The sequence below is a fragment of the Streptomyces sp. NPDC001153 genome (assembly GCF_053598315.1).
Window position 1 is genome coordinate 112,947 of the sequence record NZ_JBSFJZ010000024.1, and the last position, 22,104, is coordinate 135,050.

15 protein-coding genes and 1 pseudogene are annotated in these 22,104 nt (G+C 70.5%); 7 read left to right on the top strand and 9 right to left on the bottom strand.

The features are described from left to right. Window positions 1-7: 7 nt before the first annotated feature. From ACWDEN_RS26485 to ACWDEN_RS26495, 3 genes are all read right to left on the bottom strand, one after another. Window positions 8-4,288: a polymorphic toxin type 17 domain-containing protein gene (locus tag ACWDEN_RS26485; protein ID WP_450860271.1), complete on the bottom strand. Its 4,281-nt coding sequence runs from the start codon at window positions 4,286-4,288 to the stop codon at window positions 8-10. Continuing rightward, a complete protein-coding gene (locus tag ACWDEN_RS26490; RefSeq protein ID WP_351610285.1) occupies window positions 4,272-4,637 on the bottom strand; it encodes a hypothetical protein in 366 nt (121 codons plus the stop codon). The genes ACWDEN_RS26485 and ACWDEN_RS26490 overlap by 17 nt, the downstream gene beginning before the upstream one ends. 349 nt (window positions 4,638-4,986) lie before the next feature. Next, complete coding sequence (locus ACWDEN_RS26495; protein ID WP_351610282.1) at window positions 4,987-5,409, bottom strand: secondary thiamine-phosphate synthase enzyme YjbQ; 423 nt, start codon at window positions 5,407-5,409, stop codon at window positions 4,987-4,989. 453 nt (window positions 5,410-5,862) lie between these two features. Here ACWDEN_RS26495 and ACWDEN_RS26500 point away from each other — a divergent pair, with 453 nt between their 5' ends. After that, complete coding sequence (locus tag ACWDEN_RS26500) at window positions 5,863-6,942, top strand: NAD(P)-binding domain-containing protein (protein WP_351610320.1); 1,080 nt, start codon at window positions 5,863-5,865, stop codon at window positions 6,940-6,942. Between the two features lie 12 nt (window positions 6,943-6,954). Here ACWDEN_RS26500 and mltG read toward each other — a convergent pair whose 3' ends face one another. Together mltG and ACWDEN_RS26510 are read right to left on the bottom strand one after the other, a co-directional pair. After that, entirely contained in the window at window positions 6,955-7,839 is an 885-nt protein-coding gene (mltG, locus tag ACWDEN_RS26505) for an endolytic transglycosylase MltG (RefSeq protein ID WP_351610279.1), read from the bottom strand. An 87-nt stretch (window positions 7,840-7,926) separates the two neighbouring features. Beyond that, a complete protein-coding gene (locus ACWDEN_RS26510) occupies window positions 7,927-9,738 on the bottom strand; it encodes an ABC transporter ATP-binding protein (RefSeq protein WP_351610275.1) in 1,812 nt (603 codons plus the stop codon). A 113-nt stretch (window positions 9,739-9,851) separates the two neighbouring features. On the opposite strand from ACWDEN_RS26510, the gene ACWDEN_RS26515 reads away from it, so the two are divergent. Next, window positions 9,852-10,301: a MarR family winged helix-turn-helix transcriptional regulator gene (locus ACWDEN_RS26515; RefSeq protein ID WP_351610273.1), complete on the top strand. Its 450-nt coding sequence runs from the start codon at window positions 9,852-9,854 to the stop codon at window positions 10,299-10,301. A 111-nt stretch (window positions 10,302-10,412) separates the two neighbouring features. Here ACWDEN_RS26515 and ACWDEN_RS26520 read toward each other — a convergent pair. From ACWDEN_RS26520 to ACWDEN_RS26530, 3 genes and pseudogenes are all read right to left on the bottom strand, one after another. Next, window positions 10,413-10,603, bottom strand: a pseudogene (locus tag ACWDEN_RS26520) (cation:dicarboxylate symporter family transporter); the annotation flags it as partial. Between the two features lie 44 nt (window positions 10,604-10,647). Continuing rightward, window positions 10,648-12,258 (bottom strand): peptide-N4-asparagine amidase, encoded by a 1,611-nt coding sequence (locus ACWDEN_RS26525; RefSeq protein WP_351610270.1) that lies wholly within the window; start codon window positions 12,256-12,258, stop codon window positions 10,648-10,650. Between the two features lie 164 nt (window positions 12,259-12,422). After that, complete coding sequence (locus ACWDEN_RS26530; protein WP_450860272.1) at window positions 12,423-13,211, bottom strand: hypothetical protein; 789 nt, start codon at window positions 13,209-13,211, stop codon at window positions 12,423-12,425. A gap of 226 nt (window positions 13,212-13,437) precedes the next feature. On the opposite strand from ACWDEN_RS26530, the gene ACWDEN_RS26535 reads away from it, so the two are divergent. From ACWDEN_RS26535 to ACWDEN_RS26550, 4 genes are all read left to right on the top strand, one after another. Then, on the top strand, window positions 13,438-15,243 hold the full coding sequence (locus tag ACWDEN_RS26535) for an ABC transporter ATP-binding protein (protein ID WP_351610266.1): 1,806 nt from the start codon (window positions 13,438-13,440) through the stop codon (window positions 15,241-15,243). Next, on the top strand, window positions 15,240-17,021 hold the full coding sequence (locus ACWDEN_RS26540; protein WP_351610264.1) for an ABC transporter ATP-binding protein: 1,782 nt from the start codon (window positions 15,240-15,242) through the stop codon (window positions 17,019-17,021). Before ACWDEN_RS26535 ends, ACWDEN_RS26540 begins: the two co-directional genes overlap by 4 nt. A 718-nt stretch (window positions 17,022-17,739) precedes the next feature. Continuing rightward, window positions 17,740-18,207 (top strand): DUF5709 domain-containing protein, encoded by a 468-nt coding sequence (locus ACWDEN_RS26545; protein ID WP_351610262.1) that lies wholly within the window; start codon window positions 17,740-17,742, stop codon window positions 18,205-18,207. Window positions 18,208-18,267: 60 nt separating this feature from the next. Then, window positions 18,268-18,531 carry a type B 50S ribosomal protein L31 gene (locus ACWDEN_RS26550; protein ID WP_351610260.1) on the top strand — a complete coding sequence of 88 codons (264 nt, stop codon included), beginning with the start codon at window positions 18,268-18,270 and terminating at the stop codon, window positions 18,529-18,531. 103 nt (window positions 18,532-18,634) lie between these two features. Here the strand turns inward: ACWDEN_RS26550 and ACWDEN_RS26555 are convergent, their stop codons facing one another. Continuing rightward, complete coding sequence (locus tag ACWDEN_RS26555) at window positions 18,635-19,429, bottom strand: metal-dependent hydrolase (RefSeq protein WP_351610257.1); 795 nt, start codon at window positions 19,427-19,429, stop codon at window positions 18,635-18,637. Between the two features lie 145 nt (window positions 19,430-19,574). On the opposite strand from ACWDEN_RS26555, the gene ACWDEN_RS26560 reads away from it, so the two are divergent. After that, on the top strand, window positions 19,575-22,088 hold the full coding sequence (locus ACWDEN_RS26560) for a DEAD/DEAH box helicase (RefSeq protein ID WP_351610254.1): 2,514 nt from the start codon (window positions 19,575-19,577) through the stop codon (window positions 22,086-22,088). Window positions 22,089-22,104: the final 16 nt, after the last annotated feature.

Here is a 22,104-nt window from a genome sequence, read left to right on the forward strand (position 1 = left end):
TTTCCCATCACTTATGGGTGATCTCGCCGTCGAGGGACACATTAAGGTGGCTACCGTCCCTGCTGAGCCATCCCATCTTGGCCTTGCCCAGTTTGCTCAGCTGAACATCCCACTCGAACGGCTGCCCGGCGGTCCTGGACGGTCCCTTGATCCATTCGTTACCGAACCGGTCGATGTAACCCTTCCGAGCGCCACGGGGCAGGCCCGTACTGACCGACACTCTCTTGTCCGGGACGAAGCGGATGCGTCCCGTGTGGGGGAGCTGAGCGTCCTTGATGAGCCCCTTGACCCCGGTCCGGGGTGTGGGAACCACCTCTTCGCACTTCAGACCCAGCGGGTCGACCAGCAGCAGCGGCGCGTCGACGTAGGCGTGGTGATCGGGAGCGGCGTCGAGCCCCAGCGGGTCAGGACTGAGGTACCGGGCGACTTCCGGATCGTAGTAACGGAAGTAGTTGTAGTTCAGGCTTGTCTCAGTGTCGGCGTACTGGCCCGGAAAGCGCAGCGGGCAGAGGACAGATTCCGGCTCGTCGGTCCCGGCAGGGAGGTGGGTGCCCCACAACGTGCTACGACGCTGCCACACCACCTCGCCCTCTTCGGAGACGAGCTCCATGGGGGAACCGGCGTTGTCGGTGATGACTGCGAGAAAACGCGTAGCGCTCTCGGGGCCCGTCTCCTCGGCGAGTCGCGCGAGGAAGGAGCCTCCCGCGGGGACAGGCGACGGTGTGTGAACGGTCTGGGTGACGGGGCGGTGTGTGTCCGGTTCGTAGTCCCACGTGGTCACCTTGCCGTCCGGGCCCGTCTGTTCGGTCAGACGGGTGTCATCCCAGGAGAATTCGACACGGTCGGCGGGTGATCCATCCTCGGTCTCACGGTGCTTGGAGATGCGCCGGCCCAGCGGATCGTAGGTGTACCTCCATCTGTCACCGCTCGGCGTGACCACCTCGGTCAGCCGGTCCTCCGCGTTCCAGCCGTAGGACCATGTATGGGTTTTCCCACTGAGGAGTTTGCGCGTACGGCGGATGAGCCGGCCTTGGGTGTCGTGCTCGTACGTCGTCCGCCCCGCCCGGCGGACGATCGTGCCCTCGAACGCGCGCTCACCGGGGGAGCCGTGGCCAGGTGCCGACACCTGTCGCACTTTGCCGGTGGTGTCGTAGGCGTAGGTCTCGGTCCAGCCGTGGGCCCGTACCTCTGTGACCCGGCCCGTGCCGTCCAGACCGAAGCGGCGTGTACCCGAAGTCAGCTCTCGGATCTCGGTGAGATGGCCGTCGACCCGGTAGGCGTACGTGCGGTGCTGGAGGAGGCGGCCCGGATCGGTCCCAGCGGTGGCGAAGGCCAGAGACTGCGCGGTCATCTGCCCGTTCGGGTTCCAGCTCTGCGTGAGGGTCACTCCCTCGCCGAACCGGCGCTCGATCTCACGACCCGCTGCGTCGTGCGAAAAGTCCAGAGAGCCCGCCGCTGAGCGCAGTCGCACCGGTCGTCCGGCCGCGTCATACGTCCAGTCCGAAGCCAGACCGGATGGTGCCACGCGCCGAGTACGGCGCCCAAGGGCGTCGTACCGGAAGACCGACGTGCGATCGTTGACCGTCTCCGACAGGATCCGCCCCAGCGCGTCCCGTTCCAGAGCCACCTGGGCGTCCGCGTTGGCCGCGCGGCACAGGTTGCCGTCCGGTGTGTACGCGTACGTCGTGATCTCACCACTGTCGGTTTCCTGGGCCACGACCCTGCCGCGCGCGTCACGGGTGAAGCGCAGAACCTCGCCGGCGCCGTTGGTCCGGGCGATCAGCCTGCCCGCGGCGTCAAACGCGTACGTCAGCGTGCGCCCGTTGAAATCCGTCTCCGCGATCAGCCGGCCAGCCTCGTCATAGAGGTAGGACCAGGTTCGCCCCTCGGGGTTGGTGACGCCTGTCAGACGCAACTCGGTGTCGTATGTGAACCCGTACCGGGTGCCGTCCGAGTCTGTGCGGGTTGCCGGGACGTCGAAGGGTGCAGCCGTCTGCTGGGTCGTGTTTCCGGCGAGATCGGTGTGCGCGATCAGGTTGCCTTCGGCGTCCCAGGTCCAGGATTCGCGCGTGCCGTCGGGGTACGCGTGCCACTTCGGCTTGCCCTCGACGGTCCACCCCATGCGTGTGGTGTGACCGAGTGGGTCGGTCACCGCGACGATCCGGCCGAACGAGTCGCGGCCCACGGTCGTCTCATGTCCCAGCTCGTCGCTGAGCGTGATCGGCAAGCCGGCCGCGTTGGACACGATCCTCCGTGTCTGACCGAGCGCGTCTGTGACCGCGGCCAGGTGCCCTGAACTGTCGTATGCGTAGTGGGTCTCGGCACCGGTCGGGTCCACGGTGGCAATCACATTGCCACGGTCGTCGTAGGTGTGCCGCCAGGTCGCCCCACCCGGCTCGACGACCTTTGTCGGCACTCCGAGCGCGTTGTACTCCGCCTGGGCCTCCTGGCCATCGGGGAGGCTGAGGCCGGTGAGGTTGCCGGCGTCGTCGTACGCGTAGCGCGTGGTGTAGCCCAGCGGGTCCGTCACCGCGAGCGGCCGGGAGCCGTACTCGTCCCACTCGGTCCGCGTGACATGGCCCAGAGGGTCTGTCTCCTCCACCACCAACCCTTCGGTGTTGTACCGGTGGACCGAGACATGCCCCTGGGAGTCCGTGTACGTCGTCGTGCGGGCGGTGTCGTCGTAGGTCAGGGTGCCGGAGAGAATGCCGTCGATGCCCTCGGTACGAGTCACGCGGCCGCGGTCGTCGTAGACGTACGAGAACCAGGTGCCGTTGCGGTCGGTCCAGCGGGTGACGCGGCCCTCTGTGTCGTAGGTGAAGCGCAGGGGCTCGCCGCTGGAGTTGATGACCTCGGTGAGGTTGCCGGTGGCGTCGTAGCCGTACCGCATCACGACCGTGCCCTCGTCGGCTGTGCTGCCCGGGCGGTAACGGGATGGCGGCTCGTCCAGCAGGCGCAGGGCCGTGATGCGGGGGCCCTGGGTGTCGACGGCGACGTAGTAGCCGCCGGAGTGGCGGATGCCGAACGGGATGCCCTCGTCGTCGCGTTCGACGTCGATGCGGTCGCCGTTGCGGTCGGCCCAGGAATCGAGGGCCAGGTGGAACACGCCGAAGGAGGGGGACGGGACAGGAGCGGCGAAGGTGCGGGTCACGCCCGTCGACGGGTCGGTGACCGTCATCGCGCCGTCCGGTTTGCCGTCCCACTCCAGGGGCCAGCGGGCGCCCTTGGCCGGCATCGTGGGCACGCCCGGCTCGGGGATCGGGTACACCAGGCGCATGCCGTCGGCAGCGGCGAAGACGACGCCCTCACCGTCGATCTGGAGGCACTCGTCCAGGGTGGAGATCCAGGTCGGGCCGAAGCAGACGCCACCCCGGTAGGAGGAGAGGTGAGTGCGCGTGAACTGAAGCGGCAGACTGCCTGGCAGCGTGAGGTCCGTCTGCGTCATCAGCATCGCGCCGGTCGCCACGTCGATCGGCTCGCCCACGCACGGCGTGTCGTCGGCGTTGCGGGCCGCCGTGCCCAGATCGACCAGGTCCGGGCGGAGCGACGGCGGGCGCAGCAGCAGCGGGGTGGTGTCGGCGAGGCCGCCTTCCATGCTCGCCTTCAGCAGGCCGCCGCCCGCCCCGAGCGCGCCGCCGAAGATCATGCCGTCCTTGGCGGCCTGGTTGACCTCGTCCAGGCTGAAGCCGTGCTGCAGACCCGTCGCCATCTGCAGCGGCTGGGCCACGGCGAGGTCGACGGTGACCGACTCGACCCCGCCGAACGCGACGCCGGCGAAGGCACCTCCGATGATGTCGGCCACCACTGCGGAGACCCCGACGCCTATCGTGGCGCCGAACTCGATGACCGCGTCTGCCGCCGCTGCCGCCGCCCCGGAGGCGATGCCCGCGGTCATGATGGCCAGGGCCACGCCACCCGCGATCACGGCGGCGTCGATGGCTATCCGCGTCCACAGCTTGTTGATCGCGTCGTCGATGCCGTCGGCGAACTTGTCCAGCCCGTTGGCCATGTCCCGCGAGGACTCCGCGAGGTCGCTCAGCCAGCCGCTGTGCTGGTCGGTGGCGTAGCGGCCCCAGAACTTGTGGAACGCCTCGATCGACTCACCCGTGTTGTTGTGGATGATCCCGGACGCGCTGCGGTGCACAGGGGAACGGACGTCATCCACCGAGTGGGCGAACGCGCGCCAGGCCTTCGCAGCGGCCCGTAGCTTGTCGGGGTCGGCCTCGGGCCACCACAGGCCCATGTCGAGAAGGATGTGGCGGGCTTTGGACTCAATGCTCACCGGCACCGTCGCTCTGCTTGTGGGTCTTTATCTCCGTGAACATGCCGGCGATGAGCTGATCGTTGTCCACGTGTCCGTCGGCCATGTCGACCATGGCTTCGTGAATGCTCGTCAGGCCGAGCACCAGGATGCCCGCCGCGCTCTCGATCTTCTTCTGGTGCGGCTTGTAGACGTCGCCGAACTGGTTGCCCTGGTCGTCGTGCCCCCAGGGCTCGCCCAGGCCGTCCAGGGTCTTGATGAGAGTGGTCAGGGCCTTGCTCAGATCGACGGCCCCCTGGTGAAAGGCCGGTGCCGCTGCCTTGATGTCGGCGGTCTTGATGTCCAGAACCTTGCCGGGGACCTTGCCGTCGCCCATCGCTGTCGTCTCCCCCCGGTTCGCAACTGCGGCTTCCGACCCTAGAGGAGGACAGTCAAGGGAAGGCCATATCGAAGACATGCGCAGGCAATGCACGGACGGTGAGACAGCGCCCCACAACGACGTTGCGCGGCGCCTTGGGGCTGTCGGAGGGCAGCCGCACGCGCGCACAGCAGAGAGATCAAGCGGCGCTGGCTCGCCGCCGCGACACCATCCGCTCCCGGCTTCGCAGCCTGGGCCACCGCACCTGGCGCGTTCCACCCTTGCGGAGCGGTCACGGGCTGATCCGGCGGGGGCCAAGGGGCATTGGGCGCGGCCGGAATTCGGCGCTACGGTTCCGGCACATACATCAGCCGAGGAAGCTCAGCCGGACCTTGCGCTCGGGATTGTCCCTGTTCGTGTCGACCAGGCAGACCGACTGCCAGGTGCCCAGCTCCAGGCGGCCGCCGATCACCGGGAGGGTCGCGTGGGGCGGGACGAGGGCCGGGAGGACGTGGTCGCGGCCGTGGCCGGGGCTGCCGTGGCGGTGCTGCCAGCGGTCGTCGGCGGGAAGCAGGGTGTGCAGGGCGGCGAGGAGGTCGTCGTCGCTGCCTGCGCCCGTCTCGATGACGGCGATTCCGGCCGTAGCGTGCGGGACGAAAACACTGAGCAGGCCGTCGCGGCCGGCCGCCGCCTCGCGCAGGAAGTCCTCACACTCGGCGGTGAGGTCGACGACACGCTCCCGGGAGCCGGTGGAGATGTTCAGCATGCGGGTGGTGAAGGCATCTGGCATGCCCCCATCCTGGCCCATACGCGGGGTTTCGCAGTCCGGGCTACGAGCACTTCCCGAGACGACTGGTCCACAAGACGAGACGCCGCTGGCCGGGACACGGGCGTCTGGCCACGTTCTGCCGCATGGTGCGTTCGTATGTCGCCGCGGCCGCCGACTCCCCTTCCGGTCTGCTTCTCCCGTCGGGCTCCGCTGCCCTGACTGGTCGGTGTGGGTCCGCCGCCGTCGGCCATGGCGACCCGGTCCGGCGTGTCGGACGCGCCGGTGCAGATGCTGCGTACCGTGCCGTTCGTCGGTCTCATCCCGTTGTTCATCGCCTCGCTCGCGCGGGTCTTCGCCGAGTCTGCCGGGCACCGCGCTGATCGGGGACGGCGTGATCCCGGAGTTGTCGGCCGGCTCCTGCCCCGGGACGACGCTCCCGGGAAGATCCCTGCCCGGCACCAGGTTAGTAGAAGCGTGAACGAATTGCGTGAGGTCGAGGTTGTCGTCATCGGCGCTGGTCAGGCCGGGCTGTCCAGCGCCTACCACCTGCGGCGCACCGGATTCGAGCCGGACCGCGACTTCGTGGTTCTCGACCACTCCCCCGCGCCGGGCGGCGCCTGGCAGTTCCGGTGGCCCTCGCTGACGTACGGCAAGGTGCACGGGATGCACGCGCTGCCCGGCATGGAGCTGACGGACGCCGATCCCGCCCGCCCCTCGGCGGAGGTGATCGGTGCGTACTTCGCCCGGTACGAGGGCGCCTTCGACCTGCGCGTGCGACGGCCCGTCGACGTAAAGGTTGTACGGGAGGGAGACGGCGGGCGGCTGCTCGCGGAGACCTCGGACGGCACCTGGTCGGCGCGCGCCCTGATCAATGCGACCGGCACCTGGGACCGGCCGTTCTGGCCGCGCTATCCCGGTCAGGACACCTTCCGCGGGCGGCAGTTGCACACCGCGCAGTACGCCGGGCCCGAGGAGTTCGCCGGACAGCGCGTCGTGGTCGTGGGCGGCGGCGCCTCGGGCACCCAGCACCTGCTGGAGCTGGCCCCGTACGCGGCCGCGACCACCTGGGTCACCCGGCGGCCTCCGGTGTTCCGCGAGGGGCCGTTCGACCAGGAATCGGGCCGCGCGGCCGTCGCGCTGGTGGAGGAGCGGGTGCGCCAGGGGCTGCCCCCGCGCAGTGTGGTCTCGGTCACCGGGCTGCCCCTCAACGACGCCGTCCGGCAGGGGCTCGCGGACGGGGTCCTGGACCGGCGGCCGATGTTCGACCGGATCACCCCGGACGGCGTGGAGTGGGACGACGGACGGCACGTCACCGCCGATGTGATCCTCTGGGCAACCGGCTTCCGCGCCGCGCTGGACCATCTCCGTCCGCTGCGGCTGCGGGAGACGGGCGGCGGGATCCGCGTCGAGGGCACCCGGACGGTTGCCGATCCGCGCGTCCATCTCGTCGGCTACGGCCCGTCGGCCAGCACCATCGGCGCGAACCGGGCGGGCCGCGCGGCCGTCCGGGACATCAGGCGACTGCTGGACGAGGAACAACCGGTCGCCGCGTGACGTTCCGCCGGCTCAGCGGGCCCGAGACCGCGGGAAAGCCGGGCTCACACTCGGGCTCTGCGCCCGACCCGTGCCCTGGTGGAAGGAGTTGAACTCCGCCACGTTGCGCATGTGTGTCGCGTAGTCCGAGGTGAAGCGGGTGTCTCCGGGCTTGACCGTGACGAAGTACAGCCAGTCGCCCGGCGTCGGGGTGAGCGCGGCGCGCATCGCGTCCTCGCCGGGGTTGTCGATCGGTGTGGGCGGCAGGCCCATGCGCTGGTACGAGTTGTAGGGGTTCTCGATGCGGGCGTCGATCTGGCTGGTGCGGACGGTGCTGCGGTTCAGCGCGTAGTTGATCGTCGAGTCCATCTGCAGCGGCATCCCGCGCTTCAGCCGGTTGAAGACGACCCGGGCGACCTTGCCCATGTCCTCCCTGGTCGCGGCCTCGGCCTGGACGATGCTGGCGATGGTGACGGTCTGGTAGACGTTCACCGCGTTGCGCTGCGCCCCGGCCGCGATCGGCGCCGCACCGAACTTGCTGTCGGCGGTGTCGACCATGAATCGCAGCAGGGACTCGGGCGTCGCTCCCCTCTGAAGGGGGTACGTCGCCGGGAAGAGATAGCCCTCCGGGTTGCCCGCGGCGTCGCTCGGCAGCTTCAGACCGGCCTCCCCGACGGATGTGCGTGTGCTCCCGGCAGGCAGCCGGAGAGCCTTGTCGATCGCGTCGTACACCTGGCTCGCACGCCAGCCCTCCGGCACGACCAGCACGGCGGGCGGTGTCCGCTCGGATGTGCCGTCCAGCGTCAGCAGTGGCACCGCCACGGCGGTGCCGGCCACGACGGCGCCGGCCACGACGAGGACGAGTCTGCCCCGGCGGGTCAGTCGAATCGTGCTCCGTGGCGGAATGTTCGTCTGCATGCGGGAACGGTAATACGCATATCGCCACGAACCCGGCATATGTTCAGTCTGTCGGCCGCAGCGTCAGCGCGTCGGTTACGGCCGCGTTCAGCGCGTCGGTTCGAGCTGCGCGTCCCGTCGCACCAGCGCCGCGTACCGCCCGCCCAGTTCCAGCAGTTGCTCGTGGCCGCCGCGTTCGGCGACCCGTCCGGAGTCGAGGACCACGATCTGGTCGGCGCTGCGGATCGTGGACAGGCGGTGGGCGATGGTGATCGTCGTCCGGTCGGCCGACAGGGCGTCGATCGCCTCCTGGACGGCGGCCTCCGTACGGGTGTCGAGCGCGCTGGTCGCCTCGTCGAGGATGAGGACCGGCGGATCGCGCAGGATGGTACGGGCGATCGCGAGGCGCTGCTTCTCACCGCCGGAGAAGCGGTGGCCGCGTTCGCCGACGACCGTGTCATAGCCGTCGGGCAGCGCGGCTATGTGGTCGTGTATCTGCGCCGCCCTGGCCGCCGCCTGCAGTTCCCCGTCCGTGGCGTCCGGTTTGGCGAAGCGGAGGTTGTCGGCGACCGAGGCGTGGAAGAGGTACGTCTCCTGCGAGACGACACCGACCGCGCGGGCGAGGGTGTCGAAGTCGAGGTCCCGGACGTCGACGCCGTCGATGGTGACGCGCCCGCCGGTGACGTCGTACAGGCGGGGCACCAGATAGCCGAGCGTGGACTTGCCGGCGCCGGTCGGGCCGACGACGGCGAGGCTGCCACCTGCGGGCACCGTGACGTCGATGCCGTCGAGGACGGGGCGGGTCATCCTGTCGTCGTTGTCGTAGCGGAACTCAACGCCCTCGAAGCGGACTTCGCCCTTGACCTGGTCGAGGTGGACGGGCCGCTCGCGCTCGGTGATGTCGATGGGCAGGTCCAGATACTCGAAGATGCGCTGGAAGAGGGCGAGGGAGGTCTGGATCTGGACGCCGGTGGCGAGCAGGCTCACGGCCGGCCGGAACAGTCCCTGCTGGAGCGAGACGAAGGCGACGATGGTGCCGAGCGAGACCTTGGGGCCGCCGAACTGCAGGGCCAGGCCTGCTGTCCAGTAGATGACGGCCGGCATCGCGGCCATGACGATCGTGATCACGGCCATGCGCCAGCGCCCGGCCATGTTCGACTTCACTTCCAGGTCGACCAGGCGCTCGGACTCCTCGGCGAAGGACGCCGTGAGCGAGTCGGAACGGCCCATGGTGCGGCCCAGCAGGATGCCGCTGACCGAGAGCGACTCGGTGACGGTGGCCGCCATCGCGGCCATCTGCTTCTGCCGCTGTGTGGTGATCTTCTTGCGTTCGTTGCCGACGCGGCGGCTGATCCACACGAACACCGGCAGCAGGAGCAGCGAGACGATCGTGAGCCGCCAGTCGAGGGCGACCATCGCGACGATCGTGGCGACCACGCTGGTGACGTTGGAGACCAGGGAGGTGGCGGTCGAGGTGACGGTGGCCTGCATGCCGCCGATGTCGTTGGCGATCCGGGACTGTACCTCGCCGGTGCGCGTGCGCGTGAAGAAGGCGAGCGACATGCGCTGCAGCCGGCCGTAGACAGCGGTGCGCAGATCGTGCATGACGCGCTGGCCGACAGTGGTCGAGATCAGCGTCTGGAGGACGCCGAAGACGCTGGAGAGCACGGCACTGAGGATCATGCCGAGCGCGAGCAGGCTGAGCAGGCCGATGCGGCCCTGGGGGATCGCGACGTCCAGGGTCTCCTTGAGCAGGAACGGCGTGGCCACCGAGACCAGCGAGGAGGCGCCGACCAGCAGGCCGACGATCGCGAGCCGCCCGCGGTAGGGACGGAAGAGCTTCAGGATGCGGCGCACCTGCCGGGGCTGTTCCTTGGCGTCGGCAGGCGGGGTCCAGGACGGTTCTCGGTCGGGATGCATGGGCTCCTACGGAGGTGAACGGGCGCCGGTCGGGATCGGCCGACGATGACGAACGGATCGTAGCTCATTGTTACCTATACTCACAATGAACTGCATCCTGATATTGTTCCCGCATGACCACCCCCGATCCCGACGGCCTCCTCGCCGAGCAGCTGCTGCGGCTGACCCGCCGGGTGCACCGCATCCAGAAACGCCATCTGGAACGGCACGACCTGGGCGTCACTCCGGCCCAGTCCCGGCTGCTGCGCACCCTCGCGCACTACGCCTCGCCTCCGCGCATGGCCGACCTCGCCGAGCGCCTGGAGGTGGTGCCGCGCGCGGTGACGACGCTGGTCGACGGGCTGGAGGCGAACGGGAAGGTGCGGCGGATGCCGGATCCGGCGAACCGGCGGGTGACCCGGATCGAGCTGACGGACGAGGGGCGTACGACCCTGCGTGAGCTGCGCGGCGCACGCCGCTCGGCGGCCGAGGAGATACTCGCTCCGCTCACGGAGAAGGAACGCCAGGTGCTCGGCGTACTGCTGGACACACTCATCGAGGGGGACGGCGGCCAGCGCTGCTGAACACGGCGCAACGGGCACGGCGTACGGGGCACCGGGCTCGGCGTACGGCCCGTCGGCATGGATCAGCCGGCGCGCGACGCGAGTTCCTCGACGGTCAGCCCGCTTCCGGAGCAGTTCGATCCGCCCGAAGGCCTTCAGATCGCGGCCTTGGCGATGTCGCGGACGACCACGCGGAACACCAGCGGCGAGATGACCGCCTTGACCAGGCGCACGAAACCGTCGCCGAGCGGCCGGATAGCCGTGGCCGGCTCCGGCCACGGCTTCCCGACGACGATGCCGAGCACGAATACGCAGGCGCCCAGCCGTGTAGATCACCGCGCGCGTGGCGCACTCCGCAGCGCCGTGCTCAACAGCGCTCGCGATCCTCCGTCAGCACTCCCTGAACCGTGGTCAGCGAACGGTCGTAACAGCCGTCGGAGCCGTACAGCCGATAGCGCTCGCTCGACGTGCCGACCGCATGCCGCTGGTCGCGCGGAACGTTGATCGTGTACGCCGCGTCGCCGCTGTAGGTGTCGTCGAGCCGCGACCAAGCGACGCGTCGGCCATCCCGCAGTTCCACGACCGACGCGCGGTCGCCGAGCGTCAGCACGGTACGCAGCCGGTCGTCCGCACCGATGGTCGTCGCGCCGTTCATGGTGTACGTCCGGTCGGTGCGCGTCGCCCGCGCGGGACCGTCGCCGGCGACGGTGACCGTCTGGTCGTCGGTCCAGGTCGCGTCCAGTGCGTCCGTGTTCTCCCCGTCGGTCCACCGGTGGACGGAGGTGTTGGCGAGTGTGCGGGTGACGGTTGTGGTCACGCGGCCGTGCGAGGTGTCGAGGTATCCGGACACGGTGAGCCGGTGTCCGGCATCGGTGTTCACATGGTTCTCCGAACCGGGCGTGTAGGTGGAGGAGTTGGCGATGTCCGTCGCCTTGTTCTCGGTGAGCGCCCCCGTGACGTGAGCGCGGTGCGCGTCCTGCCAGACCAGGACGTTCACCGGTGCGCTCCAGCCCGACTGGCCCGCGGGCACGCCGACGACGGAGACCTCGACGCGGTGCGGACGCCCGTCGTCGAGCAGGCCCGCGAAGGGGGTGAGGTCGTATTCGATGGGCCGGACGTCGAAGGCGTGCGGCGCCGGGATGACGTACCAGAGGAAGGGGTTGGACCAGCCGCCGGTCCAGACGTTCGGGAACGGTGCGGCGATTCCGGCCAGTTGGCCGTCGACCTTGATCTGCACCTCGCGGTAGGGGCCGTGATCGGCCTTGCAGGAGTACGACGCCGGGTCGGCCACGGTCAGGTACCAGAACTCCTCGCAGCCGCCGCCCGAACCGGTCGCGTAGACCTCGGCGACGATCCGCTCGCTGTTGCGCGGGGTGGTGAGGGTCGCGCCGTCGGGCGTGTCGGCGAGGGTGAGCACGCGGTCTGGGGTCCGCTGCGAAGGACGGCCCGCGTAGAAGGTCAGAGTGACGTGTACGTCGATGACGCCGGTGTAGGTGTCGTCCACCACGTTGCCGATCAGCATCTCGACGTCCTGCGGGCTGCGGAAGGTGTCGCTGTAGCGGGTGACGTCCTTCTCGACGTGCCATGCGATGCCGTCGGGCGAGGGCTCCGGGGTGGAGGTGCGCAGGATCTCGACCCCACCGACGTGCAGATAGCCGAGGCGGTCGTACTGACGGCCCTTCACCTTGCCGTCGAGCCGCAGGACGACCTTGCTCCAGTGGTCGCCGCAGCCCTGGGGCGGGGTGTAGGCGCCCCGGTACGGCGTGAAGTCACGGAACTGGGCGTCGGCGAGGGTGACCTGGCACGACGTGGCGTGCGGTCGCTCGACGGGCGGCGCCGCGGTGACCGGATCGTGCCAGTCGGTTCCGAACTCGGCCGGGACGTCGGCCGCTTGGGCCGCAGCGGCTCCGGTGCCGAAGAACGCGCTCGCCAGGAGGGTCGCCCCTGCGAGCATGGACATGACTATCCGTCTTCTCATGCCCGGTGTTCTACGGGCAGTCGGGGGCGACCCGCAATGACGCCTCGGGAAGAACGGCGCGATCGCACGCCGGGCGTGCCGACGCCAAGTCGCACGTCACTCACATGGATGCCCGTGCCGGGCTTGGCCATTCCTGGCCGCCGGGTCCCGCACGCGCCGGTGCGTCAGGCGCGCAGTTCCGCCTGGTCGCCCATCACCATCACCGGGTGCAGGTCCGGGTCGAGCGTGCGCAGCAGGAACTCCATGGCCTCTTTGGACACGCTGACACACGCGGACGTGCCGTCGCCGTGGTCGAGATGCAGCCAGATACTGCCGCCTTTGTCGTCGCCCTCGGGGCGCGTGGGGTCGTCCGGCCGGGTGCCCGGGAGACGGTTGTAGTCGATGGCGATGACGTAGTCGAAGTCGTGCTGGTGCGCCTCGCCCCACTCGTTCGGCGGCGCATAGCCCTCCTCGTCCTGGTCGTACGGCAGCCGGGTGCCGGGGTCGGCGAGCACACCCCCCGCGTCGGACAGCCCGAACACGCCGACGGGGCTGCGCTCGTCACCCGTGTGATGGTCCGTGGTCCAGCCGTTCCGCCCGTTGTGCCCCGGCCAGTCGGCCACCGCCCGCCACTCCGGTCCCTCCCGTGTGTACAGCACGACCATGGAATCGGCCGAGTCCTCGTCCTCTCCGTACACCGCGACGACCTGGCCGGAGTCACGCGGGATCTGCCGGAACAGCCGGTCGCCGACGCCCGGGATGCGGGTCGGGCCGGTCGTGGGGGTGGTCGACACCGTCGGGCTCTGCCCGCCGGGGCCGGGGCCCGCCGCCGCGGCGGAGCGAGTCGGGCCGGGGGCGTCCGTGCCGCACGCCGACAGCGTCACCAGAAGGCTTCCAAAAGCCGTCACCGCGACCGTCGTTCGCCGCAGAGTGGGGATCTTCACGCTTCCATGGTGGCCTGGGCAACGGCTCATTGTGCGATCTTCCGGACATCCGGGTGACGGCAGCGGCACCGGGCCCGGTGAGCGGTGGCCGGAAGCCGGTGCATTTCGGCGCTCCGTCAGAAAAACCGTTTGAAATTCACCACTCAGCGACGCGAACCTTTCACGGCTTGTCACCGCTCTTCGCCGCTTCCCCACTCCCCCTCTTCTCCCTGTCCCCTCTCCATCCCTTCCCCCTGACACGAGCCACTGGGACGTCATGCAGATTCAAGACCTTCCGTACTCCGATCCGGGCGTCCCGGACGCACGTTCGGGCCCCCGATTCCTGTGGTGGCTCGGGCGGAACCAGCTGGGCGGACAGCTGAAGTCGCTCGCCTGGGGCCTGCTGCACTTCGTCTCCGTCTCGGCCCTTCCCTTCTGTGTCGGCCTGGCCGTCCAGGCGGTCGTCGAGGGCTCCGGCTCCCGGCTCGCCCTGACGGGCGCTCTGATGTTGTTGTGCGGCACGGGCATCGCCGTCGGTGACACCTTCCTGCATCGGACCGCCGTCACCAACTGGATCACCGCCGCCGCCCGCGTCCAGCAACTGCTGGCGCGCAAGGCCGCCCACTTGGGCTCCGCCCTGACCCGGCGGGTCGCCGCCGGGGAGGTGGTGGCCGTCTCCACCGGTGACGTCGAGAAGATCGGCTGGTTCGTCGAGGCGGTCTCCCGGTTCACCGCGGCCGCGCTGACGGTCGTGGTGGTCTGTGTCGGCCTCGTCGTCTACCAGCCCGCCCTGGGCGTGGTCGTCGCCCTCGGACTGCCCGTCGTGGCGCTCGCGGTGCTGCCGCTGCTGCCCCGGGCGACGCGCCGCGCCGACGAGCAGCGCGAGAAGGCCGGGCGTGCCACCGAACTGGCCTCGGACACGGTCGCCGGACTGCGGGTGCTGCGCGGCATCGGCGGCGAGGAACTGTTCCTCGACCGCTACCGCCGCGCCTCACAGGAGGTACGGCACGCCGCGGTGCGCAGCGCCCGGATGTGGTCGCTGATCTCCGCCGTCCAGGTGCTGCTGCCCGGACTGCTGCTCATCGCCGTCGTCTGGCACGGCACCCACCTGGCCCGCCAGGGCCGCATCACCGTCGGCGAACTCGTCACCGTCTACAGCGCGGTCATGGTCCTCAACTACCCGCTGCGGCACTTCGAGGAGATCGCCATGGCGTACTCCTTCTCCCGCCCTTCGGCCACGCGGGCGGCCCGCGTGCTGTCGCTGGAGCGTTCCACGGCCACCGAGGGCACCCTCGAGGCGGAGGTGCCGGGCGGCGACCTGTACGACCCCGGCACCGGTCTGCTCGCTCCCGCCGGCCGTCTCACCGCCGTGGTCTGCGGCGATCCTGACGCGGCGGGCAGACTCGCGGAACGCCTGGGCGGACACCCGACCGAACCGGGCCGCTCGGTGCTGCTCGGCGGAGTCGCCCTGGACGACCTCCCCCTGGACAGCGCGCGCACCGCCGTCCTCGTCCAGGACAAAGACCCGGTGCTGCTCTCCGGCACGCTGCGCGAGCTGCTCGACGTGCCCGCCTCAGGAGCCGTACGGGCCGCGGACGCGCTGGCCGCGGCGCAGTGCGAGGACGTCCTGGACGCACTCGTCCAGGGATCCCTGGACACCGCCGACCCGATGGACGCCCGCATCACCGAGCGCGGACGGTCCCTGTCCGGCGGCCAGCGCCAGCGGCTCGCGCTCGCCCGGTCGCTGATCGCCGACCCCGAGGTGCTGGTGCTGGACGAGCCGACCTCCGCGGTCGACTCGCACACCGAGGCACGGATCGCGGACGGTCTGCGCCGGCTGCGCTCGGGACGCACGACCGTGGTGTTCACCTCCTCGCCACTGCTGCTCGACCGCGCGGACCGGGTCGTCCTGGTCCACGAGGGCGAGACCGTGGCGGTCGGTGCGCACCGCGAACTGCTCGACAGCGAGCCGCGATACCGGGCCGTGGTCACGCGGGAGACGGACGACGAACTGGCCACGGCCGACAAGGGCGCCCTGGTGGGCGCGCGCCAGGATCTGGAAGAGATCGAGGAGAGCGCATGATCGGCGTTGCGCCACCGGCGTACGACCCGGCGGCCCCGACGACCGCCACCACCCTGCCCGTCGGCGCGGCCTCGACCGTGCGCGCCTATGTCGTGGAGCTGTTCCGGCGGCATCGCCGGGCGTTCCTGCTGCTCATCGGCGTCAACACGGTGGCCGTGATCGCCTCCATGGTGGGTCCCTACCTGCTCGGTGGCCTGGTCGAGCGGGTGTCCGACCGGTCGCGGGAGCTTCATCTCGGCCCGATCGCCGGGCTGTTCGTGCTCGCCCTGGCCGTGCAGGCCGTGTTCACCCGGCAGGTGCGGCTGCGGGGCGCGATGCTCGGAGAGCGGATGCTGGCCGATCTGCGCGAGGACTTCCTCGTCCGGTCGGTCGGACTGCCGCCGGGCGTGCTGGAACGGGCGGGGACGGGCGATCTGCTCTCCCGCATCACCACCGACATCGACCGCCTGGCCAATGCGATGCGCGAGGCCGTGCCGCAGCTGGCGATCGGTGTCGTGTGGGCCCTGCTTCTGCTCGGTGGGCTCGTCGTGACGGCGCCGCCCCTCGCGGCCGCCGTGCTGCTGGCCGTGCCGGTGCTGGTGGCCGGGTGCCGCTGGTACTTCAGGCGGGCGCCCTCCGGCTACCGCTCCGAGGCCGCCGGGTACGCGGCCGTCGCCGCCGCGCTCGCCGAGACGGTGGACGCGGGCCACACCATCGAGGCGCACCGGCTCGGCGCCCGCCGCGTCGCCCTGTCGGAGCGGCGGATCAAGGAGTGGACCGCCTGGGAGCGGTACACGCTGTGGCTGCGGTCCGTGCTCTTCCCGGTCATCAACGCCGTCCACGTCATCGTGCTCGGCTCGGTGCTGATGGTCGGCGGGGCCTTCGTCCTGGGCGGCTGGATCGGGGTGGGGCAGCTGACCACGGGCGCCCTCGTCGCGCAGATGCTCGTCGACCCGGTGAACCTGATCCTGCGCTGGTACGACGAGGTGCAGGTCGCCCAGGTGTCGCTGGCCCGTCTGGTCGGCGTGCGGGACATCGAGCCGGACGCCGGGGACGCCTCGCTGGCGCCGGACGGGCGGGACGTGCTGGCCGACCGGGTCCGCTTCGGCTACCGCGAGGGCGTCGACGTGCTGCGCAAGGTGTCCCTAGAGGTCGCCCCGGGCACCCGGCTGGCCCTGGTCGGCCCCTCGGGTGCGGGCAAGTCCACCCTGGGCCGGCTGCTCGCCGGGATCTACGCGCCCCGCGACGGCCGGATCACCCTGGGCGGTGCCGAGCTGTCCCGAATGCCGGCGGAACGCGTCCGTTCGCACGTCGCCCTGGTCAACCAGGAACACCACGTCTTCGTCGGCTCCCTGCGCGACAACCTCCTGCTGGCCCGCACCGATGCCACGGATGCCGAGCTGTGGGCGGCGCTGGGGGCGGTCGACGCGGACGGCTGGGCGCGGGCACTGGACGACGGCCTGGACACCGAGGTCGGCTCCGGCGGGCTTGCGCTGACCCCCGCCCAGGCCCAGCAGATCGCGCTGGCCCGGCTCGTGCTCGCCGATCCGCACACGCTGGTCCTGGACGAGGCGACCTCGCTGCTGGACCCGCGCGCAGCCCGGCATCTGGAGCGCTCCCTGGCCCGGGTGCTGGACGGCCGCACCGTGGTCGCCATCGCCCACCGCCTGCACACCGCCCATGACGCGGACGTGATCGCCGTCGTGGAGGAGGGCCGCGTCAGCGAGCTCGGCAGCCATGACGAGCTGGTCGCGGCGGACGGCGCATACGCGGCGCTGTGGCGGTCCTGGCACGGGTGAGCATCCGGCGAGCCCCCGGGTGGCCGGTACCGCGGCGCAGTGCCCGGGGGGCAAGGCCGGTCCCCGCGATCGCGGCGGCGCTGCCGGCAGTACCCGGGGGTGCGCCGCCGGGTGCCGTGGCCGCGGTCGTCGGTTCTTGGGAGGACCGGACCCTCGCAGGCCGGCGCGCGCCGGGGGGGCCGCCTGCGGGGCTGCGCTGCCCCTGCCGGGTCACAGCGGGGGCCGCCACCGACACCGACCCCCGCCAGATCACAGCGGGGGCCGCCACCGACACCGACCCCCGCCAGATCACAGCGGGGGCCGCCACCGACACCGACCCCCGCCAGATCACAGCGGACAGGTGCGCGCCCCTGCCCCCGGGCGCTTCGGGCCGCCGGGACCCGGCGCGCGGGCTGCCAGGAGGGGCTGCCGACGCCTGACCGAGCGGGTCCACGGCGGGCGGGTGCGCGGTCGCGCCTGCCGACGCTTTGGGCAGTCGGGTCATGGGGCGCGGGCGCCCAGTGGGCTGTGACCGGTGCCGGTGTCCGGGTGCGGGCGATGACCGGTGCCCGTGCCGTTGCGCGGTCCCGAGCAGGGGTGGAAGTCTGGAGAACGGCACCGGTGCGGGGAACGCCCCGGAACCATCCGGTTCGCGGAGTGTGACCCTCGTGCCACACGTGCCGGCGGCTCGCCGTCCGTTGTGGTGGCACACGGCCGTCCTCACCACCTGGAGGTACTCGTGGACAGCGCCGACGGCTGGGGGGACGACGTCTACCAGCCCGATCCCTCGGAGATCCGGGAGGATTCGGGGGTGCTCGACGTCGAGGACACACTGGACTTCGACGGCGTCGCGGACCCGCTCGACCGTGGCTGGTCCCCTCCCGAGCGTCCCTGGGCGGTGGAGCACATCGGGGTGACGGCGGCCGAACGCCAGGCGGGCGAGACCCTGGACCAGCGGCTCGCCGAGGAGCAGCCCGACCTCGTCGCCCGCGACGGCGACGACATCGGTGACCACGACACCGACGGGGAACCCCTCGACAACGAGGTCGGCAACCTCCGCTCCGGCCGGCTGGTGGCCCCGGACGAGGGGGCGCACGAGGACGAGGAGGCGGCCCTCGTCGCCACCGACGTCGGTATCGACGGCGCCGCCGCGTCCGCCGAGGAGGCCGCGATGCACATCGTCGACGAGGACTCCCTGTCCGGCTGATCCGCGGGCCCCGGCAGGCCCGCCCACGCCCTGCCCGACCGCACCGCCCGAGGAGCCGCCATGCAGCAGGACAAGCACCCCGACTACCACCCTGTGGTGTTCCGCGACCGTGCCGCCGGCTACGCGTTTCTGACCCGCTCGACCGCTCGGAGCGAGCAGACCATCGAGTGGGACGACGGCCAGACCTACCCGGTGATCGACGTGGAGATCTCCTCCGAGAGCCACCCCTTCTACACGGGCAAGGCCCGCACGGTCGACACCGAGGGCCGTATCGCCCGCTTCGAGCGCCGGTACGGCGAGGCGGAGGCCGGCGGGACGACCTGATCCCGAGGGGTGCCTCGGGCCAGGTGCCGGGGCGTTGGAGAGAGGCGCCTCGGATGCGAGGAGTGGCTCAGATCCGAGGGACAGCTCAGATGCGAGGAGTGCCTCAGATGACGTTGAGGGCCGCCGCGCAACCCACGCCGCCGAGCAGCATGAACACGGGCATCAGCACCTTCAGCTCCACCCAGCTCCCGGCCCGGAACCGTATCGCCTTCGGCGGCCCCACGGGGTACCAGCGCCTGCGGCCCAGGGGGATCGGCCACAGGATCGGGCAGCCGGACACCGTCAGGGCATCCCCGATGTCGTGCACCAGCGCACCGAGCACGATCGGCAGGCCCAGCCACAGGTACTGCTGCCCCGGCGCCGAGAACAGCCAGTCGGAGCCGTTGCCCGGCTTGTCCAGGACGCCCGCGAGAATCCACGCGGTGGTCGCCGCCAGCAGCCAGACCAGGACATCGCTGCTGGAGCCCCGTGCCGCCCGCCACAGCAGCCCCTCGATCGCCAGCACCATGTGCACGAACAGGATCGCCAGCACGGCCCAGCGGCCGCCCGCGATCGCCGCGGCGGAGCAGCCGGCACCGAGCAGGACCGCCCACAGCCAGGTGTGCGTCAGCGTGCGGTGACCGCCGTTGCGGCGCGGGTCGCCCTTCATCCGGGTCGCCTTGTAGACGGCGTACGACAGCTTGTCCACGATCTCGCAGATCCAGTGGGAGATCGGACCGAAGGAGCGCGAGATGGTCGCGGCCTTGTGGTCGAGGTCCGGGGCGAGCGCGGCACCGGCACAGATCAGAGCCCCCACGAGGAGAACCGGCCAGGGCATCGGATGCCCCGCCGCCGCAGCAGCGGCTCCGACCCCGAGCCAGGCCGCGGCCCCCGACAGTGAGTGTGCTGGTCCCATCATGGCCGCTTCCCGCCCCATTCCTCGTGTGCCGCTGTCCAGTTGACCTGGTGCGCTGACGCTGCGTCGGCGACACAGCGTAGCGGCCATGATCTTCCTGCCCACAGCCGATTCCCCTCTGGGGGGCAAGGCCAGGCAAGATGGGTGCGTGACCCTCATCGATCAGCTGCCGCCGACCGCCGACCCCGACGCCCTGTACGAAGCCTTCGAGTCGTGGGCGCAGGAACGCGGCCTCACCCTCTACCCCCATCAGGAGGAGGCGCTGATCGAGGTGGTCTCCGGGGCGAACGTGATCGTCTCGACGCCCACCGGCTCGGGCAAGAGCATGATCGCCGCGGGGGCGCACTTCGCCGCGCTGGCCCGGGACGAGGTCACCTTCTACACGGCCCCGATCAAGGCGCTGGTGTCCGAGAAGTTCTTCGAGCTGTGCAAGCTGTTCGGCACCGAGAACGTGGGCATGCTCACCGGCGACGCCTCCGTGAACGCCGACGCACCCGTGATCTGCTGCACCGCCGAGGTGCTGGCGTCGATCGCGCTGCGCGACGGCAAGGACGCGGATGTCGGCCAGGTCGTCATGGACGAGTTCCACTTCTACGCCGAGGGCGACCGTGGCTGGGCCTGGCAGATCCCGTTGCTCGAGCTCCCCCAGGCGCAGTTCATCCTGATGTCGGCCACTTTGGGCGATGTGTCCTTCTTTGAGAAGGACCTCACCCGCCGCACCGGTCGCCCCACGTCGGTGGTCCGCTCGGCGACCCGCCCGGTGCCGCTCTCCTACGAGTACCAGCTCACGCCGCTCACCGAGACGCTCACCGACCTGCTGGAGTCCAAGCAGGCCCCCGTGTACATCGTGCACTTCACGCAGGCGCAGGCCGTGGAGCGGGCACAGGCGCTGATGAGCATCAACATGTGCTCACGCGAGGAGAAGGACCAGATCGCCGAGCTGATCGGCAACTTCCGCTTCACCACCAAGTTCGGCCGCAACCTCTCCCGTTACGTCCGGCACGGCATCGGCGTGCACCACGCCGGCATGCTGCCCAAGTACCGGCGCCTGGTGGAGAAGCTCGCCCAGGCCGGTCTGCTGAAGGTCATCTGCGGCACGGACACGCTGGGCGTGGGCGTCAACGTGCCCATCCGCACCGTGCTGTTCACCGCCCTCACGAAGTACGACGGCAGCCGCGTGCGCACGCTGCGGGCCCGGGAGTTCCACCAGATCGCGGGCCGGGCCGGCCGGGCCGGTTTCGACACGGCCGGCCTCGTCGTGGCGCAGGCGCCGGAGCACGTCATCGAGAACGAGAAGGCGCTGGCGAAGGCGGGCGACGACCCGAAGAAGCGGCGCAAGGTGGTGCGCAAGAAGGCGCCGGAGGGTTTTGTCGGCTGGACGGAGAACACCTTCCAGAAGCTGATCGAGTCGGAACCGGAGCCGCTGACCTCGCGTTTCCGGGTGACGCACACGATGCTGCTGTCGGTGATCGCCCGCCCGGGCAATGCGTTCGAGGCGATGCGCCACCTTCTGGAGGACAATCACGAGCCGCGCAGGCAGCAGCTGAGGCACGTCCGCCGGGCGATCGCGATCTACCGGTCGCTGCTCGACGGCGGGATCGTGGAGAAGCTCGACAAGCCCGACGCCGAGGGCCGTATCGTCCGGCTCACCGTCGACCTGCAGCAGGACTTCGCGCTCAACCAGCCGCTGTCCACGTTCGCCCTCGCCGCGTTCGAACTCCTCGACCCCGAGTCGCCGTCCTACGCCCTCGACATGGTTTCCGTCGTCGAGTCCACCCTGGACGACCCGCGGCAGATCCTCGTCGCCCAGCAGAACAAGGCGCGGGGCGAGGCCGTGGCCGCGATGAAGGCGGACGGCGTCGAGTACGAGGAGCGCATGGAGCGCCTCCAGGACATCACCTATCCGAAGCCGCTGGAGGAGCTCCTCTTCCACGCGTACAACACCTACCGCAAGAGCCACCCCTGGGTCGGCGACCACCCGCTGTCGCCGAAGTCGGTCATCCGGGACATGTACGAACGGGCGCTGTCTTTCACCGAGTTGGTGTCCTTCTACGAGCTGGCCCGCACGGAGGGCATCGTGCTGCGCTACCTGGCCAGCGCCTACAAGACCCTCGACCACACCATCCCGGACGACCTGAAGTCCGAGGATCTGCAGGATCTGATCGAGTGGCTCGGCGAGATGGTCCGGCAGGTGGACTCCAGCCTGCTGGACGAGTGGGAGCAGCTCGCGAATCCGGAGGAGATGACGGCCGAGGAGGCCCAGGAGAAGGCCGACGAGGTGAAGCCGATCACCACCAACGCGCGCGCCTTCCGGGTCCTGGTCCGCAACGCCATGTTCCGTCGCGTGGAGCTGGCCGCCCTCGATCAGGTCGAGGAGCTCGGCGAGATGGACGCCGAGTCCGGCTGGGACGCCGACGCCTGGGGCGAGGCGATGGACAAGTACTGGGACGAGTACGACGACCTCGGTACCGGTCCCGACGCCCGCGGTCCCAAGCTGCTGGTCATCAGCGAGGAGCCGGCGAACGGCCTCTGGCGCGTCCGCCAGATCTTCGACGACCCGAACGGCGATCACGACTGGGGCATCAGCGCCGAGATCGACCTCGCTGCCTCGGACGCCGAGGGCCGTGCGGTCGTGCGCGTCACCGATGTCGGTCAGCTGTGAGCCCTTGTCGACCAGT

Excerpts from the sequence above, each read along its gene's own strand:
- ACWDEN_RS26490 (WP_351610285.1), bottom strand. The coding sequence starts at position 4,637 with ATGGGCGACGGCAAGGTCCCCGGCAAGGTTCTGGACATCAAGACCGCC.
- ACWDEN_RS26495 (WP_351610282.1), bottom strand. The coding sequence starts at position 5,409 with ATGCCAGATGCCTTCACCACCCGCATGCTGAACATCTCCACCGGCTCC.
- mltG (WP_351610279.1), bottom strand. The coding sequence starts at position 7,839 with ATGCAGACGAACATTCCGCCACGGAGCACGATTCGACTGACCCGCCGG.
- ACWDEN_RS26510 (WP_351610275.1), bottom strand. The coding sequence starts at position 9,738 with ATGCATCCCGACCGAGAACCGTCCTGGACCCCGCCTGCCGACGCCAAG.
- ACWDEN_RS26515 (WP_351610273.1), top strand. The coding sequence starts at position 9,852 with ATGACCACCCCCGATCCCGACGGCCTCCTCGCCGAGCAGCTGCTGCGG.
- ACWDEN_RS26525 (WP_351610270.1), bottom strand. The coding sequence starts at position 12,258 with ATGAGAAGACGGATAGTCATGTCCATGCTCGCAGGGGCGACCCTCCTG.
- ACWDEN_RS26530 (WP_450860272.1), bottom strand. The coding sequence starts at position 13,211 with ATGAGCCGTTGCCCAGGCCACCATGGAAGCGTGAAGATCCCCACTCTG.
- ACWDEN_RS26535 (WP_351610266.1), top strand. The coding sequence starts at position 13,438 with ATGCAGATTCAAGACCTTCCGTACTCCGATCCGGGCGTCCCGGACGCA.
- ACWDEN_RS26540 (WP_351610264.1), top strand. The coding sequence starts at position 15,240 with ATGATCGGCGTTGCGCCACCGGCGTACGACCCGGCGGCCCCGACGACC.
- ACWDEN_RS26550 (WP_351610260.1), top strand. The coding sequence starts at position 18,268 with ATGCAGCAGGACAAGCACCCCGACTACCACCCTGTGGTGTTCCGCGAC.
- ACWDEN_RS26555 (WP_351610257.1), bottom strand. The coding sequence starts at position 19,429 with ATGATGGGACCAGCACACTCACTGTCGGGGGCCGCGGCCTGGCTCGGG.